12 protein-coding genes are annotated in these 17,445 nt (G+C 34.2%); 6 read left to right on the top strand and 6 right to left on the bottom strand.

Features of this window, described 5'->3' with window-relative positions; translation table 11 throughout:
• The first annotated feature begins 15 nt into the window (after nt 1-15).
• From carB to CVO_RS02670, 4 genes are all read left to right on the top strand, one after another.
• Nucleotides 16-3,273 carry a carbamoyl-phosphate synthase large subunit gene (carB, locus tag CVO_RS02685; RefSeq protein WP_152299704.1) on the top strand — a complete coding sequence of 1,086 codons (3,258 nt, stop codon included), beginning with the start codon at nt 16-18 and terminating at the stop codon, nt 3,271-3,273.
• Nucleotides 3,234-3,707: a Sua5/YciO/YrdC/YwlC family protein gene (locus CVO_RS02680; RefSeq protein WP_241690996.1), complete on the top strand. Its 474-nt coding sequence runs from the start codon at nt 3,234-3,236 to the stop codon at nt 3,705-3,707. Before carB ends, CVO_RS02680 begins: the two co-directional genes overlap by 40 nt.
• 72 nt (nt 3,708-3,779) lie before the next feature.
• A complete protein-coding gene (locus tag CVO_RS02675) occupies nt 3,780-4,346 on the top strand; it encodes a Cj0371 family chemotaxis-regulating polar lipoprotein (protein ID WP_152299705.1) in 567 nt (188 codons plus the stop codon).
• A 2-nt stretch (nt 4,347-4,348) separates the two neighbouring features.
• Nucleotides 4,349-5,527, top strand: coding sequence for a glutathionylspermidine synthase family protein (locus tag CVO_RS02670; protein WP_159569852.1), 1,179 nt, complete (start codon nt 4,349-4,351; stop codon nt 5,525-5,527).
• 41 nt (nt 5,528-5,568) lie between these two features.
• On the opposite strand, the gene CVO_RS02665 is transcribed toward CVO_RS02670, so the two are convergent.
• Genes CVO_RS02665 through metK form a run of 6 tightly spaced genes read right to left on the bottom strand, consistent with a single transcriptional unit; the run spans nt 5,569 to nt 12,891 of the window.
• Entirely contained in the window at nt 5,569-6,777 is a 1,209-nt protein-coding gene (locus tag CVO_RS02665; protein WP_152299707.1) for a glucose-6-phosphate isomerase, read from the bottom strand.
• Nucleotides 6,778-6,779: 2 nt separating this feature from the next.
• Entirely contained in the window at nt 6,780-7,619 is an 840-nt protein-coding gene (gene galU, locus CVO_RS02660) for a UTP--glucose-1-phosphate uridylyltransferase GalU (RefSeq protein WP_152299708.1), read from the bottom strand.
• Between the two features lie 58 nt (nt 7,620-7,677).
• A complete protein-coding gene (locus tag CVO_RS02655; RefSeq protein ID WP_159569850.1) occupies nt 7,678-9,807 on the bottom strand; it encodes an STT3 domain-containing protein in 2,130 nt (709 codons plus the stop codon).
• The gene (locus tag CVO_RS02650; protein ID WP_159569848.1) at nt 9,800-10,618 is read right to left on the bottom strand and encodes a glycosyltransferase family 2 protein; all 819 of its coding nucleotides are present in this window, start codon (nt 10,616-10,618) and stop codon (nt 9,800-9,802) included. The genes CVO_RS02655 and CVO_RS02650 overlap by 8 nt, the downstream gene beginning before the upstream one ends.
• Before the next feature lie 9 nt (nt 10,619-10,627).
• Nucleotides 10,628-11,689, bottom strand: a complete 1,062-nt coding sequence (mqnE, locus tag CVO_RS02645; RefSeq protein ID WP_159569846.1) for an aminofutalosine synthase MqnE — start codon at nt 11,687-11,689, stop codon at nt 10,628-10,630.
• Between the two features lie 2 nt (nt 11,690-11,691).
• Nucleotides 11,692-12,891 (bottom strand): methionine adenosyltransferase, encoded by a 1,200-nt coding sequence (gene metK / locus CVO_RS02640; protein ID WP_152299712.1) that lies wholly within the window; start codon nt 12,889-12,891, stop codon nt 11,692-11,694.
• A 189-nt stretch (nt 12,892-13,080) separates the two neighbouring features.
• On the opposite strand from metK, the gene CVO_RS02635 reads away from it, so the two are divergent.
• Both CVO_RS02635 and glmS read left to right on the top strand, forming a co-directional pair.
• Nucleotides 13,081-15,594: a [protein-PII] uridylyltransferase family protein gene (locus CVO_RS02635; protein ID WP_159569844.1), complete on the top strand. Its 2,514-nt coding sequence runs from the start codon at nt 13,081-13,083 to the stop codon at nt 15,592-15,594.
• Nucleotides 15,595-17,409, top strand: coding sequence for a glutamine--fructose-6-phosphate transaminase (isomerizing) (gene glmS / locus CVO_RS02630; protein WP_159569842.1), 1,815 nt, complete (start codon nt 15,595-15,597; stop codon nt 17,407-17,409).
• Nucleotides 17,410-17,445 lie beyond the last annotated feature (36 nt).

Genomic DNA, 17,445 nt, shown 5'->3' with positions numbered 1-17,445 from the left:
TACAAAAGGTAAAAAATGCCAAAACGCACCGACATTAACACTATTTTACTTATTGGTTCAGGTCCAATAATCATTGGTCAAGCTTGTGAATTCGATTATTCAGGAACGCAAGCCGTAAAAACACTAAAAGAGCTAGGTTATCGTGTAATTCTAATCAATTCTAATCCAGCTACAATTATGACAGATCCTGAATTTGCAGATAGAACATATATTGAGCCTATAAAAGAAGAGATAATTGCTAAAATTATCAAAGATGAAAAAGTAGATGCAGTTTTGCCCACAATGGGAGGACAAACTGCACTTAATGTAGCTACAAAAATGTATGAAAAAGGAATGTTAGAAGGAGTAGAATTCTTAGGTGCATCCCCTGAAGCTATTCATAAAGGCGAAGATCGCTCAGCATTTAAAGAGGCTATGATAAAAATTGGAATGGATCTGCCGTTTTCAATGTACGCCTACAATATGGATGACGCTCTTGCTGCAGCGGAAAAAATCGGATTTCCTATAATTATTCGTGCATCTTTTACTTTAGCAGGCGGCGGAAGCGGCGTTGCTTACAATATGGATGAGTTCAAAAAACTTGCAAAGCGCGGGTTAGACGAATCTCCTGTTACTGAAATCTTAATAGAAGAGTCTCTTCTTGGCTGGAAAGAGTATGAGATGGAAGTCATCCGTGATAGATCAGATAACTGCATTATCGTCTGTTCTATTGAAAACTTTGACCCGATGGGCGTTCATACGGGAGACAGTATTACTGTTGCTCCTGCTTTAACATTAACAGATAAAGAGTACCAAAGAATGCGTGATGCTTCCTTTGCTATTTTGCGTGAAATCGGCGTTGATACCGGCGGAAGCAATGTTCAGTTTTCAGTTGATCCAAAAACAGGGCGTATGATAGTAATTGAGATGAATCCTAGAGTTTCGCGCTCTTCAGCTCTTGCTTCCAAAGCAACTGGATACCCTATTGCAAAAGTTGCAACTCTTTTAGCTGTTGGCTTTACTCTTGATGAAATTACAAATGACATTACAGGAACTCCTGCATCTTTTGAGCCGGTAATTGATTATGTAATTACAAAAATTCCTCGTTTTACATTTGAAAAATTTCCTGAAGCAGAAAACACTTTAAGCACAAGTATGAAATCAGTCGGTGAAGTTATGGCTATCGGGCGAACATTTAAAGAGTCTATGCAAAAAGCTCTCTGTTCACTTGAAACCGGCTTGTGTGGATTTGATGAAATAAATTCAGATATAGACTTTATTAAACATGAGATTCGCCGTCCAAATATGGACAGAGTTCTTTATGTAGCGGAGGGCTTTCGTCGTGGAATGAGCGTTGAGGAGATGTTCGAGGCTTGCAATATCGATCCTTGGTTTTTGTATCAAATAGAAGAGATAGTAAAAACAGAAAATAGTATTACAGATAAAATTTTATCTGATGAAGAATTTTTAAGAAAGATAAAAGTTGATGGCTTTTCAGATAAAAAAATTGCTCAGCTAATATCTAAAAATACAAATAAAGAGATAGATGAAGAGGATGTTTATAGTGCTAGAAAAGCTATGGATATAAATTTAGAATATAATGAAGTTGACACTTGTGCTGCTGAATTTGAAGCATTAACCCCATATCTTTACTCTACAACAAATATTACAAAACTTCCAAATATAGCAAATCGTGCAAGCGATAAGAAAAAAATTCTTATCCTCGGCGGCGGGCCAAATAGGATCGGTCAAGGTATTGAATTTGATTACTGTTGTGTTCATGCTGCATTTGCCCTTAAAGAGATGGACATAGAGACCATAATGTATAACTGTAATCCTGAAACAGTATCAACTGATTATGATACTTCTGATGTACTATATTTTGAGCCAATTGATTTAGAACATGTAAGAGAAGTTATAGATTATGAAAAACCTGATGGAATCATTGTTCATTTTGGAGGACAAACTCCTCTTAAACTGGCAAATGGCTTGACTCAAATCGGAGCAAAAATCGCAGGAACTCCATCTGCTGTCATTGATTTGGCTGAAGATAGAGAGCAGTTTTCCAATTTTGTAAATCAACATGGATTAAAACAACCGGCAAACGGATTGGCTAGAACAAAAGAGGAGTCTTATGTTATTGCAAAAAGACTTGGTTATCCGGTACTGGTTCGACCATCATTTGTTCTTGGCGGCCGCGGAATGAGAATTGTTTATTGCGAAGATGAACTTAAACAATATATGGATTTGGCAGTATCAGTTTCAAACAACGCTCCTGTTTTAATAGATAAATTTTTAGATCAGGCAGTTGAACTTGATGTTGATGCTATTTGCGACGGTAAAGATGTTTATATCGGTTCTGTTATGCAGCACATTGAAGAAGCTGGTATTCACTCAGGCGACAGTGCATGTTCTCTTCCTCCTGTAAATTTATCAAAAGAGATGATTGAAAAGGTTGAACAGCAGACAAAAATTATCGCGCTTGGTCTTGGAGTTTGCGGGCTGATGAATGTTCAGTATGCCATTTATGAAGATGAAATCTATCTAATTGAAGTAAATCCAAGAGCTTCTAGAACTGTTCCGTTTGTAAGTAAAGCTACAGGAATGCCGTTGGCAAAAGTTGCAACACGCGTTATGGTTGGTGAGACTCTAAGAGATGCGCTTAAATATTATGATAAATACAATATTGTTACAGAAGAAAATGGACTTTTAAAACCTCGTTTAAAAGGTCATATCTCTGTTAAAGAAGCAGTTTTTCCTTTCCATAAATTATACGGTGCTGATTTAGTTTTAGGTCCTGAGATGAAATCAACCGGTGAAGTCATGGGAATTAGCTCAAACTTTGGTATTAGTTTCGCAAAAGCTCAACTCTCAGCGGGAAATAAAATTCCTACAGAGGGAACTTGTTTCTTATCTTTTGTAGATACAGATAAAAAGCATGCGCCGGAGATAGCAAAAGGTCTTGTAGAACATGGTTTTACTTTAGTTGCCACAAAAGGAACTCAAGCAGTACTTGAAAATGCAGGAATTCCGTGTGAGGTGGTTTTAAAAATCTCTGAAGGCCGTCCAAATATTGAAGACAGTATGAAAAACGATGCAATTCATATGGCAATCAATACATCTGACAACAATACTTCAAAAAAAGATGCTATTGTTATCCGTCAAGAAGTTTTAAAAAGAAATATTCCTTACTTTACAACCCTAAGTGCTGCAAGAGCACTTATTCTTGCCCTTGATGAAATGAAAGATGATTCATGGTCAAACTCAAAAGCGCTGCAAGATTTTCTAGCATAAAAATGCCTGTTTTTTTAACTCAAACCGACACTACTGTCGGTTTCTTATCTCAAAATTCACAAAAACTTTATGAGATAAAATCTCGTCCCTCAACAAAGCCTTTTATAAAAGTTTATAAAGATTTTAAAAGCTTTTTAGCTGATGGCAATAGAGTTATTAAAAATAGAAAAAATTTAGTCAGACGCGCTAAAAAAACTACATTTATCATCAATGATTTTGCTTTTAGAGTTGCACCTATTCCCCTAAATTCACAACTATTAAGAGATATTTCATGGTTTTACTCCACATCTGCAAATAAAAGCAGTGAAAAATTTAGTAGAGATTTTTGTGAATCAAAAGCTGACATAATAATAGAAGATATAAATGGTTTAATTGAAAAAAAATCATCAGCTCTTATAAAAATAAATAGAGTAAAAAGTAAAAAAATAAGATAAGAGAGTTGTTTTAATGAATAAAAAATATAGTTGCAAAAGAGTTATCAAACTTAGCAAAAGGGAGACAGAATATTGAAATATATTTCTTCGATAGCAAACGGAATTGCACTTGGAAGTACCGGTATTGTTATGATGAGCGTACTGAGCGGATGTACATCGCAACAACAGGAGCCGCAAAACAGATATTTGGTTATTGAACAGCAAGCAAGCGGAAAATACATTGTAGTTGAAGAGATGCCCACAGAAGGTCCAAACAGAGCAATTATCCGCGAAAAAGATGAAAACGGCAATACAATTGAGCGTTTTATGAACGAAGAAGAGATGAAAGCATTAGCCGAACAAGAGTATCAAAAAGTTCAAGAAGGTACATCTGAAACACTACAAAGCAGTGAAGGAAGTGCCGGTATGGGGCTTGCAGGAACTATACTTGCTGTTGCAGCAGGTTCGCTTTTAGGGAATATGATCGGAAATGCTTTAATGAATAATAAAAATTTTGCTTCAAGAGCATCTTCTGTAAATAAAAGTGCTTACAGTCGTTCTGCTGCAGGTGCATCAAGAAGCAGCACATCTGCTAGAAAAAGCTTTTTTGGCAGTTCTAGTACAGCTTCATCATCAACAACTACAAGATATGGCGGATAACATTGGTTAAATTAAATAAAATTAAGCCTCTTAAAAATGAGCAGCTCGAGGAGTTGGGTTTTACATGGCACACTGATAGCGACAATAGCAAATATATAAGTGAAAGTTTGGTACAAATTACTACAGATGAAGCGCAAGCTTATTATAACGCGGCAAATGAACTCTATGATATGTATGTTCAAGCTGCAGAGTATGTTATAGAGAATAATCTATTTTTTGAGCTGGGAATCCCTTTTAACCTTATTGATGCAATTAAAAAAAGCTGGGAAAATGATGTTCATTGGCATATTTACGGCAGATTTGATTTAGCCGGCGGTATTGACGAAAAACCAATCAAACTCTTGGAGTTTAACGCAGACACTCCAACATCTCTATTTGAAACTGCTCTTTTACAATGGGCTCTTCTCAAAGAAAATGCAATGGATGAAAGTAAGCAGTTTAATAGTGTTTATGAGGCTATCCAGCAAAATTTTAAAAGAGTAATAACACTCTTTGATGATACAGAGCTTTTTGATAAAAGATATGATGGATGGAAGATACTTTTTTCTTCGATTTATGGCAATGAAGAGGAGGAGGCAACTACAAGGCTTCTGCAGCAAATTGCAACAGATGCAGGTTTTAACACCGGTTTTGAGTATCTTGAAAATGTAAAATTTGATGAAAATGGAATCTTTGACAGAGATGACAATCAATATGAATACTGGTTTAAACTCTATCCATGGGAAGATATAGCAGTAGATGAGCCCGAGCTTGCTACCTTGCTTACAAATATTATGCAAAATCAAAGTGCTATTATTTTAAATCCGGCATACACTCTGCTTTTTCAATCCAAAGGCATGCTGAAAATTTTATATGATCTATTTCCCGACTCACCATATCTTTTAAAAACATCTTTTGAACCTTTAGAGGGAGTAAAGCATGTAGAAAAAAGTGTTTTTGGCAGAGAGGGTGCAAATATAAAAATATTTAGTGCAGATAAAAAGCTTTTAAACCAGCAAGATGGGCCTTACGGCAACTATAAAAAGGTTTATCAGGAGTATGTGGAACTAAATATGGATGAGAGCGGTGCGAAGTATCAAGCAGGTGTTTTCTTTGCCTATGAGGCGTGCGGACTCAGCTTTAGAAAAGGTTCAGAAATTATGAACAATATGAGCAAATTCGTGGGACACTTTATCGCTTAGTTTGTAAGAGAGATGCATCTCTCCTACATTAGCAAATACTTTTAACTTTTTGTCTGAAGCTTTTGTTTTAAAATAATTTTTCCAGCTTCTACGCCCGGTTGATCATAGGCATTTATATACATAAATTTAGCGCAAACAGATGTTAAAAGTTCATACTCATACATCAAACCGGCAATGCTTCTCTCACTCACACTATCTATTGTAATTACATCGCAGGGTATATCTTTTAAATTATTAATTGACTCTATTGTAGCATCTGCCTGCTTGTTGATAAGCAGAGAAAACTCTATATCATCAACATAATTCAGCTCGCTTAAGCCCGTTAACTCTATATTTGGTATTTTTAAATGATTGTAAAAATCATCAACTTTTATAACAGTAACCGTTTTATCTCTTCTGCCTTCTACAATTAATTGTAAAAAGGAGTGCTGATCTATCGGACCTATAATTCCAATAGGAGTTAAGCCTTGTCTGCTGCTGTTTATATCAACTTTGCCCAGACTCTCTCCCCAAAGTTGTATATACCATTTGTTAAATCCTTCAAGTCTGGATGAGTATGAAAAAACCACATTTATATTAAAACTATTTTTATACTCTATAAAAAATCTTGCTTTTTTAACTATTCGAGCATATGTTTTGCCTTGAGTAAAAAATGAATCATGTCTTTTTTTGGCACCATGTAAAATCTCATCTATATCTATTCCAACGATAGCCAACGGAACTAATCCAACTGCACTAAAAACTGAAAATCTTCCACCTACATTTTTTGGTATTTCAAAGGATTTTATCTTATTTGCTTTTGCGTATTCATTTAGTTTAGAATCATTTTCTGTTATAACAAGAGTATTGTCTCTGTCACATGTAATAAGAGAGTTTATATACTTAAAAATAGAAATAGTCTCAATTGTGGTTCCAGATTTTGATATAACTATAAAAAGAGTATCATTTAGATCAATATTTTCCAATTTTGATTTTATATCAATCGGATCTGTAGTTTCCAAAAAATAGAGTTTTTTAGTTAAGTTTTTAGAGTATTTTAAAAACTTATATATAGCGTAAGTTCCAAGTGTGCTTCCGCCGATTCCAATTACGACTATATTTTTTTGTTTAACAGACTTAGCATACTCTTTATACTCTAATGTATCTTGAAAAACAAGATTATAGTACCCTATATACTCTTTCTCTTTTACAATTTCGCTAAAAATATCTTCATCAGATATTGTTGGATTAAAGTTATGTTGATATTTCATGTTCAATCCTTGCTTTTGTTATAAAAATAGTTTGTAGCCTCTACAAAACCATCTACGCTTCCACAATCAAATCTTTTACCTTTAAATTTATAAGCAATTACTCTACCCTTTTTTGCTTGGGCTAAAAGCGCATCTGTTATTTGAATCTCTCCGCCTTTGCCAGGTTTTGTCTCTCTTAAAATATCAAAAATATCAGGCGTTAAGATATATCTGCCTATAATCGCCAAATTTGAAGGTGCATCTTTTGGATCAGGTTTTTCCACCATATCAGAAACTCTAATAACGCCATTTTCTTCCGCTTCACCTGCTATAACACCATACTTATTGCTGTCTTGCGGAGGAATCTCTTCAACAGCCACTATTGAGCATTTATACTCTTCGAATAATTTTGTCATTTGACAAATAACAGATTCGCCGTTATTATCACACAAATCATCTGCTAAAATTACTGCAAAAGGCTCATCCCCTATAAGAGTTTCACCGGTAAGTATCGCATGTCCCAAACCCTTCATCTCCATCTGTCTGGTATAAGAAAAAGTGCATTTTTCAATAACATCTTTTATTTCAGTCAGATAGTGCTCTTTTGATGTGCCTTTTATTTGATGCTCAAGCTCATAAGATATATCAAAATGGTCTTCAATTGCTCTTTTTCCGCGCCCCGTTACAATGGCAATTGTGTCAATATCGGCACTTATTGCCTCCTCAACACCATATTGCAAAAGAGGCTTTGTAAGTACAGGAAGCATCTCTTTTGGAATCGCTTTTGTAGCGGGAAGAAATCTTGTTCCATATCCGGCAGCCGGAAAAAGACATTTTTTAACTTTTGTTTTATCTTTTGGCATCTTTTAACCTTCATTAATTATATTTATTTTATTTTATCTAACTGCGCCATAAAAAAAGTTAAATTTTTAGTTTATAAACTTTTGCATGCGGGGTTAAAATAACCTCTTCAAATAGAGTTTTGTCATACTCTTCTAAAACCATTAACTGTATATACAAAGAGTTGTAGGTTTTTTCATCAAGCACTAAAAATGTATTGTAGCTTGACATATAAATAACATTTATATCTGCCGTTATATTTAAAATATTTACATCTTTTTTAAATTTCATATTTTTATCATATGAAGTCTGTACAAATCTTTTAATTGGCATTTTTTGATCTGAAAAAGTTATAGTTGAATTTTGAAGATCCAAGAAAATTCCCTGCCCCAAATTTATACCGCTTTGCTCCTCTTTAAATACTCTGCTCATATAAAAAAGAGGTGAACTCTTCATCTTTGCATTCATAAGATTAATGTTTGAAAATGCCTTGACAGTCGGGTAGATATCTAACATTCTATATGGAAGATAAAAATAGATATCTCTTGTTTTTAAAGGAAGTTCTATATCAGTTTGAAGCGATAGAAGAAAATCATTTGCATCATCAAAACCGTACTCTTTTGTCATCTGTTCTATATTTGAAAATATCGTTATATTTTCATCTTCAATACGCTCTTTATTCTCCTCTTTAAATCTAAATGTTTTTTCAGTATATTCAACATCAAGTCTTGCCATTTTTGCTGAAATATTTTGAGGACTGGTTAGCGTAAAACTAACAGGAAAATTCACACTTCCGCTATGTTTCCCGCCATCTGCCAATGTTTTTACATCACTGTAATATCGAATAGGATATCCATAATCCCACCACGCAATTACATAATCCTCTCTATCTGCTATATTTTTCAACTTATCTAAAACCTTAACCTCATTCACATTAAATACCGTTGGAACTTTATACTCCTGCACATGAGCTATATTTGGATATAAAACGGCTAATGTAAAAGCAGTTATAGTTAAAAACTTTAATCTTTTTGTTGGCATATATCTTGCAATTTCTGTTATTAAAAAAGCAGCACCAAAAGCTAAAACAGGAACTGCATAGATAGTAAATCTCAACCCTCCGAAATAAGCCAAAAAACCAAGACCTATCATAGGAAGTCCAAAAAGCATTATTTTATGTCTGTAGGAGAGATATATAAATCCTCCAAGAGATAAAATAAAAGTAATTACATGTCCGCTTATGCGGTTTGCAAATGTCTCAAAGGGTATATGTCCTGCTTCTCTTATTGTCTGCATTACAGAGAAGAAGTGAAGCTTCAAGCCCTCATCGGCTGCAGTTACGGCATCTTTAAATACATATCCTTTTAACTGATTCCAGATAGGGGTAAAACCGCCTGATGCGAAAAACACAACAACTGAAGCAACTAAAATAGAGTATGTATATTTATCAAATCTTTTATCTTTAAAGATATAAAAAACAGCCAAAACCAGAGGGAATCTAATAAAGCCGTCAAGATTTACCATTGCAAGCATCATTAAAGCTAAAAGTTTATAGTTATAAAAATTTTTTCTATCCCAAACAAGTGTGTAAAAAAGGATTAAACCAAAAAATGAAAACTCCAAAGAGTAGCTTTGAGGATACCACCATCTATAAACTAAAATATCAAGAGCTGTTATAAGAAGATACCTGTTTTCATTTGTTCTTATAGCCCAAATTATCGACCAAAGCAGAAACATTGGAAGTACTATATTTAGCATATCGGTATCATAATAACCAATCATTGTTCGATTGTAGTAACTCCATGCAATACTAGCTAAAAGTGCAGCTATAAGACCCATCTCTAAATTATCTAAACTCTTTGCAATAAGTATTATAGGAACAACAACAAGCGAACTTAAAAAAACAGGCATAAATAAGATTATGCTCTCAAACGAAAAAGGCAATATATAAGCAAAAAGTGCAGTTAACTGCGAAGCAGCAGTAGTTATGGGAGAGAGATCGTTTTCTTGACTTATGCCGCTAAGAATATCTCTGGCACCCTCTGCCCAGAAATAGCCGTCATTTGTGTTTATCATAAGCTGAGAATTAAACATAAAAGGTTCATACCCAAAAAATTGATAAAACCAAATCATCCTTACAGCAACTGAAAACAGAAACGCTATCGCTATATAAAGCAGTGTTACTTTTGTACTTTGTGTTAAATTATTCAAATGTATATCTCTCTATTTTTATTTTATACGCATTAATATCCAATATTCTATCATATTTTATGGCGCCTTTTAATAGTAGTGTGTACTTATGCACTAATGTTTTTATAACTAAATCTTTTTTATCTTTTGGCAGCTCTAAATCAAGCAGCTTCTCTAAAGCCTTAACTCTAAATCTGTCCATTCCCCAAAATTTTGTACTAAGCTGATCGTCTGCTCCGCCATATTTTGTAATAAGCTTTTTATCTATAAGCCCGATACTGTTTTTTAATGCTACTCTTAGCCACATATCATAATCTTCACAAACTTCTAAATTCTCATCAAAAAAGCCGACATCTTGTAATAAATTTTTATGCATAAGCGTTGCCGAGGGAGCAATAATGCAATGAGAAAGGGACGCATCAAAAATATCTCCGTGAAATTTTTGATATTTTTGAGGCATAGCTACTTCAACACCATCTCTTATCCATCTCTCATTTGTGTAACTCATCAATATGTGAGGATTTTTTTTATGAAATATCGCATGAAAAGCCAACTTCTCTTTATGCCATACATCATCAGAATCTAAAAACGCCAACCACTTATACGCAGCTTTTTTTATACCCAGATTTCTTGCGCTTGAGACACCTGAGTTTTTTTGATAAAAATATTTGATGTCTGGAAATAAATTTTGAATATTAGAAGTTTTGTCGCAAGAGCCATCATCTATAACGATGACCTCTTTTGGCTTAAAAGATTGGGCATAAACTGAAGTCAACGCTCTCTTTAAAGTTTCATATCGATTATAAGAAGGAATAACAACCGATATATCCATATTTGGATTTTACCAAATTTTTATTTCGTTATAAAGGCTATCTCTTTCAACCGGAATAAAACCGCTGTTTTTTATAAGCGCAGTAAAATCTTCAAGTTTCATGCCATGTGCACTTTTTGCACCCGCTGCAGAATTTATAGACTCTTTTTCTATCGTTCCGTCTAAATCATTTGCGCCAAACTCTTGAGCAACTAATGCCAAGTTTACTGTAGAAGTTACCCAGTATGCTTTTATATTATCAACATTATCCAAAACTATGCGGCTTATCGCTATCGTTTTTAAAATCTCGTTTGCAGTTATAATCTCTTTTATATTTAAATAATTATTCTCTTTTTGATAAACAAGAGGGATAAAGCAGTTAAAGCCGCCGGTTTTGTCCTGAAGCTCTCTAATTCTCATCATATGATCTATGCGGTTTGCCCTGCTCTCAACATGTCCAAAGAGCATTGTAACATTGCTCTTTTTTCCTCTCTCATGCCATTTTTTATGAATTTCAAACCATTGATCTGATGTGACTTTACCTTTACAAATATAATCTCTTACTTTCTCATCGAATATTTCGGCTCCGCCTCCTGGCATAGAATCCACACCGTTTTTAACCATCAAATCAAGTATCTCATCATAACTTTTACCATATTGACGCGATAAAAAATCAACTTCTGCGGCAGTAAGAGCTTTTACATGCAGATGAGGATAAGCACTCTTTATCTTTTTAAATATATCAAGGTACCACTCCAAACCTGTATTTGGATTATGAGCGGAAACTATATGGACCTCTTTTGCGCCACGGGAGTCAATATCTTTTACAATCTCCATAATCTCGTCATGGCTCATAGTATACTGATTTGGATTTTTTCTTGTTGCACTGTATGCACAAAATTTGCACACATCAGCACAAATATTTGTCGGATTTATATGACGGTTGATATTAAAGTATGTTTTTTTATCATGCTTTTTTTTGCGAATCGCATCCGCCAGCTCACCAAGATCAAAAAGATCCATATCATAAAGCGCAAGCGCTTCTTCAAAATTTACCCGTTTTCTTGCCAAAATTTTTTCTTTTAAATCCATAATTATCTTAATGCCTCAAATTTTTCAAGCTCATCAAGCTTTTCCCAAGGATAATCACTCTGTCCAACCTGTCCACGAGCAGCTACATCAGCATATAAAAAAGTCTCTTTTGATGGTTTGTCAAGACTAAATTTATTTGTTATCCAGTTTGGAGTAAGAGAAAAATTTTCTTGTACAAATTCTGAAAGTTTATCATCGTCCAAGCTTTGTATTACTGTTCCATATGTATCGACCGCAATAGAGGTTGGACGCGCAACCCCGATTGCATAAGAGATCTGTACAAGCGCTTTTTTTGCTAAACCTGCAGCTACAATATGCTTGGCTATCCATCTGGCTGCATATAAACCGCTTCTGTCAACTTTTGTATAATCTTTTGAACTCTGCGCTCCGCCTCCGATGGGTGCATATCCGCCAAAACTGTCAACGATAAGTTTTCTTCCCGTAAGTCCTGAATCATGCAGAGATGAGTGGGATACATATTTTCCTGTCGGGTTGATATGAATAATGCACTCATTTTTATTGTAAAGTTCTTCAGGAAGTCCTGCATCATCTATCAACTCTTGTATTAAAGCTCTTACACTGTTTATATCCATCGTATTTACACAAGGAGCTGAAACAACAATAGTATGAATTTTTTGAGGTCTGCAGCTCTCGAAATTCTCTTTCTTGCCGTAATCCATAGTAACCTGTGTTTTGATATCAACACCAAGTTTAGATGGATTCTCTTTTGCATAGTTATAAACTTTTTCCATCAAAATTCTTGCATATGTGATAGCACTTGGCATATAGTTTTTCGTCTCAATATCAGCATATCCAAACATAATTCCCTGATCTCCGGCACCTATCTCGCCGCTCTCTTGATCCACTCCTTGATTAATATCGGGAGACTGCGCATTTAAAAGCACTTGAAGTTCTATATCTTCAGGATGAAGGCACTCCTCCTTCGTAAAGTATGGATTTCCGTCATAACCGATATTTACAAGAGCGTCATGAACAATTTTCTTATACTCTTCGGTAGTTATTCTAGTTTTTGATGTTACTTCTCCACCGATTACTATATGTTTTCCGGCAACAAAAACCTCTGATGCAACTCTTGATTTTGAGTCTCCTATAATTAGTCTATCGACTATGCTATCCGCTATAATGTCAGCGCACTTATCAGGATGCCCCGGGCTGACTACTTCACTTGTAAATAGATACATTTTTATTTATTCCTAACTATTATAATCCTGATGCTTTTTTGCATATTAAAGTCGTAATATTAGCATCTACTAACTTTAATTGTACTTCGTAATCTTTTTCAAAAATTAAAATTTATACTATTTTATCTCTTTGTCTCTGCCCTGTTTGAGTAATTACACTATAATTATAAAAAAAGCAGGACAATTGCCTTGGATTTAGCAGTTCATATTGAAGATATAATAGAAAAAAATGGTAGTGATTTTGAGCTATCTAAACTCTTCAAAACTTTTATAAATGAGTATAAAGCTTCTCTTAGTGAGCTCTTTAAAAAAAATCAAGGCAAAGATTTTCTCGTTTGCCACACAAAACAGCTAGATTCCATTATCTCATTAATGTACAAAACTACTTTAAGGCGTATATTTGGAAACTACCTTCCCATGAGAAGCTCTATTCCCATAGCCGTTGTTGCTCTTGGAAGTTACGGGCGGGAACAGCTATGCGTTCACAGCGATATAGATCTGCTTATAGTTTATAAAAAAATTGACGGCTTTAACAGTGAGCTTATTATAGAAAAATTTTTCTATCTAATTTTGGATTCAGGACTGAAACTAAGCCATAGAGTACATGAGGTAGATGATCTCTTTAAAGCCAGCAATGAAGATATCACAATAAGAACTTCACTTATGGAAGCAAGATTTGTTACCGGATCAAGTTTGACTTGGCATGCAGCAAGCAAAGAGTTAAATAGAATACGACTTTATAAACAAAAAGAGTTTATTCTTGCAAAAATTAAAGAGGCTCAAACTAGAAGAAAAAAATATCCAAACTCGATGCAGCCAAATATCAAAAAGAGCGTTGGCGGGCTTCGAGATTCTAACTTTATATTTTGGATAGCACAGACTATTTATGCAATTACAAGCTTAAAAGATTTAACAGGTTCTCTCTATTCTGATGAAGAGTATAAAGAGTACAGAGTAGCACTAGAATTGTTGTTTCGCGTAAGAAGTGCTCTTCATCTTATTACAGGCAAACAAGAAGATAGACTTCTTTTAGAGTATATACCAGAGGTAAGTCATATGCTTGGTTTTAAAAATCAGCAAAAGATGATTACAAAAGTACTTGAGGCGCAATGGCGCATAAATAATTTTACTCAAATATTTGTTAAAAAAATGGTTAGACCATATATTGCGGATATCTCTAATGTGAAAAAATTTAGACATCACCGCTTAAGCAGAGGTATTTACGAACTAGATAACAGAATTTACGCCTCTTACAATCTAGCGATTCAGCCGTTAAACAAGCTTTTAGAAATTTTAGTTTCTCTTGAAAATAAAACATACCATTTTGATGCCGGATTTTTAAACCAGTTTACCTATACAAAGATAGAGTATCCGCTAAAATCAAAAACATATATGCTGCTCAAAGAACTCTTTAAAAAAAGACATATGTACTGTTTTTTAAAACTCTTTTATGATGCAGGCATACTTCATCATCTGTTTCATAATTTTAAAAAAGTGCTTCATCTGCCGCAATTTGACGGATATCATCACTATCCCGTAGACATTCACTCCATAAAATGTGTAGAAGCATTGGAAAATATTGAAGAGCCGTTTATTAAAAAACTTTATGATGAATTTGGCAATGATGAAAAACTGTTGCTAAAAATTGTAACTCTTTTTCATGATACAGGAAAAGGAAGAGTTCAAGACCATAGCGAGGTAGGTGCAAAACTTATAGCGCCGTTTGTTAAAAAAATGAAACTAAAAGATGAAGATATACATAGATCTATAACTTTAGTAAAGCAACATGTAACCATGAGCAATGTCGCTTTTAGACAAAATATTCATAATGAAAAAACACTCTATAAGTTTATGTCAAATGTGGAAGATATCAAAAATCTAAAACTTCTTTATGTTCTAACTTATGCCGATATTAATGGTGTGGGTGAAGGAGTTTATAACTCTTTTAGCTCAAAACTTCTTCGCGAACTCTATATAAATGCTCTTGAAGTTGCACAAAACAAAGGTAGAATTACAGATGCTTCCAAAAGAATAAACAGTGAAAAAAGGGTTCAAAAACTTCCTGAATTTCTTGAACTTCCAAAATTACTTCAAAAGAAACTCTTAGGCATTGAATCAAATCTTTTCTTTTTTAAACACACGCCTTTAGATATCATAGAAATTGCAAAAAAAGCAAAAGAAACAAAAAAGTATGATTTTTCAATCTCTACAGAGAGCTCTCTTGTTATAGAAATTTATAGAAAAATTCCATTAAACATTGGATATCTTCTTGCATCTTTAAGTCATCTCGATGTTGCATCTATGGAGATTTTCACACTTTTTGATGATATAAAATATTTTAAAATTGAATTTATCGAGCATGTCGGCAAAGATGAGCTTCGTCAAATAGAAAATATTATAAACAATGCTTTTGATATGAGCAAGCATATAAAACTAAAAGAAGTTACAATATATAAACATGAAATAAACATAGATTTTGAGCACTCGCTTACACATGCAGAAATAAATATAAATACACAAAACCAAAAGGGTCTTTTAGCTTACATAATGGAGTGTTTTGAAGAACTTGGCATAAACATTGTATCAGCAAAAATTCACAGCACAAAACATAAAGTAAGAGACAGTTTCTTAATAGAAAAACAAAACGAACTATGTAATAATGTCGAAAAAATTTATAAATTATTGATTACAAAAGGCAAATAGATGTGCGGAATTGTTGGTTATCTTGGACAAAAAAATACAAAAGAGATTTTACTAGAGGGTCTAAAAGAGTTAGAGTATCGCGGATATGATTCAGCAGGAATAGCCGTTTTACAAAATGGAAATTTTTCAAACTACAAAGCCGTAGGCAAACTTGTTAACCTTGAAGAAAAAACAAAAGATTTTAAAACAGAAGGCTTTGCACTCGGCATCGGGCATACGCGATGGGCAACACACGGAAAGCCTACAGAACTAAACGCACATCCGCATTTAGGAGAATCTTCTTATGTTGTTCACAATGGAATCATTGAAAATTATGTAGAGTTAAAAAAAGAGCTTCAAGCAAATGGCGCACGGTTTTTAAGCCAAACTGATACGGAAGTGATTGTTCACCAATTTGAAAAAAATCAAAAAAGCGCAAAAAATTCTTTTGAGGCATTTGCAAAAACTGTAAGCGAACTTCAAGGCGCTTATGCAATTTTGCTTGTTACAAAAAATGAACCTGACAGAATCTTTTTTGCGAAGTATGGCTCTCCGATGCTAATTGGAATAAATAAAGAGGATGAAAAATATTTCGCATCCTCCGACACGCCGTTAATTGGACACTGCCAAAGCGTCAACTATTTTGAAGATGGAGATTACGGATATGCAACTTCTAAAGAGATAGCTGTTTTTAACAAAGATGGAGCTAAGAAAGAGTTGAAATTCTCCGCACTTTCACAAAATAAACTTCTTGCTCAAAAAGATGGCTACAGATTCTTTATGGAAAAAGAGATATATGAGCAGAGTGTTGTAATTTCAGATACTCTTATGGGAAGATTGGGTGAAAATGAAATTATTTTTGATGAACTTGACAAAACTCTTTTTGACGGTATAAATGAGATAAAACTTTGCGCATGCGGAACATCTTATCATGCAGCTATGAGTGCTTCATATCTTTTTGAGAGATATTCAAAAATTAAAACTTCATTAGAAATTGCAAGCGAATTTCGCTACAGAGAACCAATTATGACAAAAGACACGCTTTTTGTCGTTATTTCTCAAAGCGGTGAAACAGCTGACACTTTGGAAACCCTCAAAATGGCAAAAGCTGCTAATCTTAAAACTTTAGCTATTTGTAATGTTGACAACTCTTCAATGGTAAGATTGGCAGATGCAACTATTTTAACTAGAGCAGGAATAGAAAAAGGAGTGGCTTCAACCAAAGCTTTTGCTACGCAAGTTAGTGTTTTTTGGATGTTAAGCCTATATATTGCAAAGAGAAAAAATTCGCTAAATGCACAAGAGATAGCTTCACATATTTCACTGCTTCGTGAGGTTCCTTCACATATAAAAGTAACAGATGCTATGCATGAACGAATCAAAAGATTATCCAAAAGATATCTCCACGGACATGGTTTTTTCTTTATCGGAAGAGATATCTTCTATCCGCTTGCTCTTGAAGGTGCACTAAAACTTAAAGAGATCTCTTATCTGCATGCAGAAGGTTATCCCGCAGGTGAAATGAAACATGGTCCGATCGCCCTTGCAGATCCAGAACTATTTACCATTGCTCTTCTTCCAAAACATCTTCATTATGAAAAATCAAAAAGCAATGTCGAGGAGCTCAGTGCCAGAGATTCTACTATTTGTGCAATAAGTCAGAGTGAGTTTGATAAAGCAGATGATTTTATACAAATCTCCTCTTGTGAGCACTATATGCTGGAATTTTTCGAGATGATGGTAGTTTTACAACTATTGTCTTTAGAGATATCTATAAGATTGGGAAATGATGTGGATATGCCAAGGAACTTAGCAAAGAGTGTAACTGTAGAGTAATTATTTTCTAGCTTTATAAATAATATGACGCATAAA

Source organism: Sulfurimonas sp. CVO, assembly GCF_009883775.1.
In the GTDB taxonomy this organism is placed as follows: domain Bacteria; phylum Campylobacterota; class Campylobacteria; order Campylobacterales; family Sulfurimonadaceae; genus Sulfurimonas; species Sulfurimonas xiamenensis.
The sequence above is the reverse complement of the archived record's forward strand: the minus strand, read 5'-3'. Positions and strand labels throughout refer to the sequence as shown.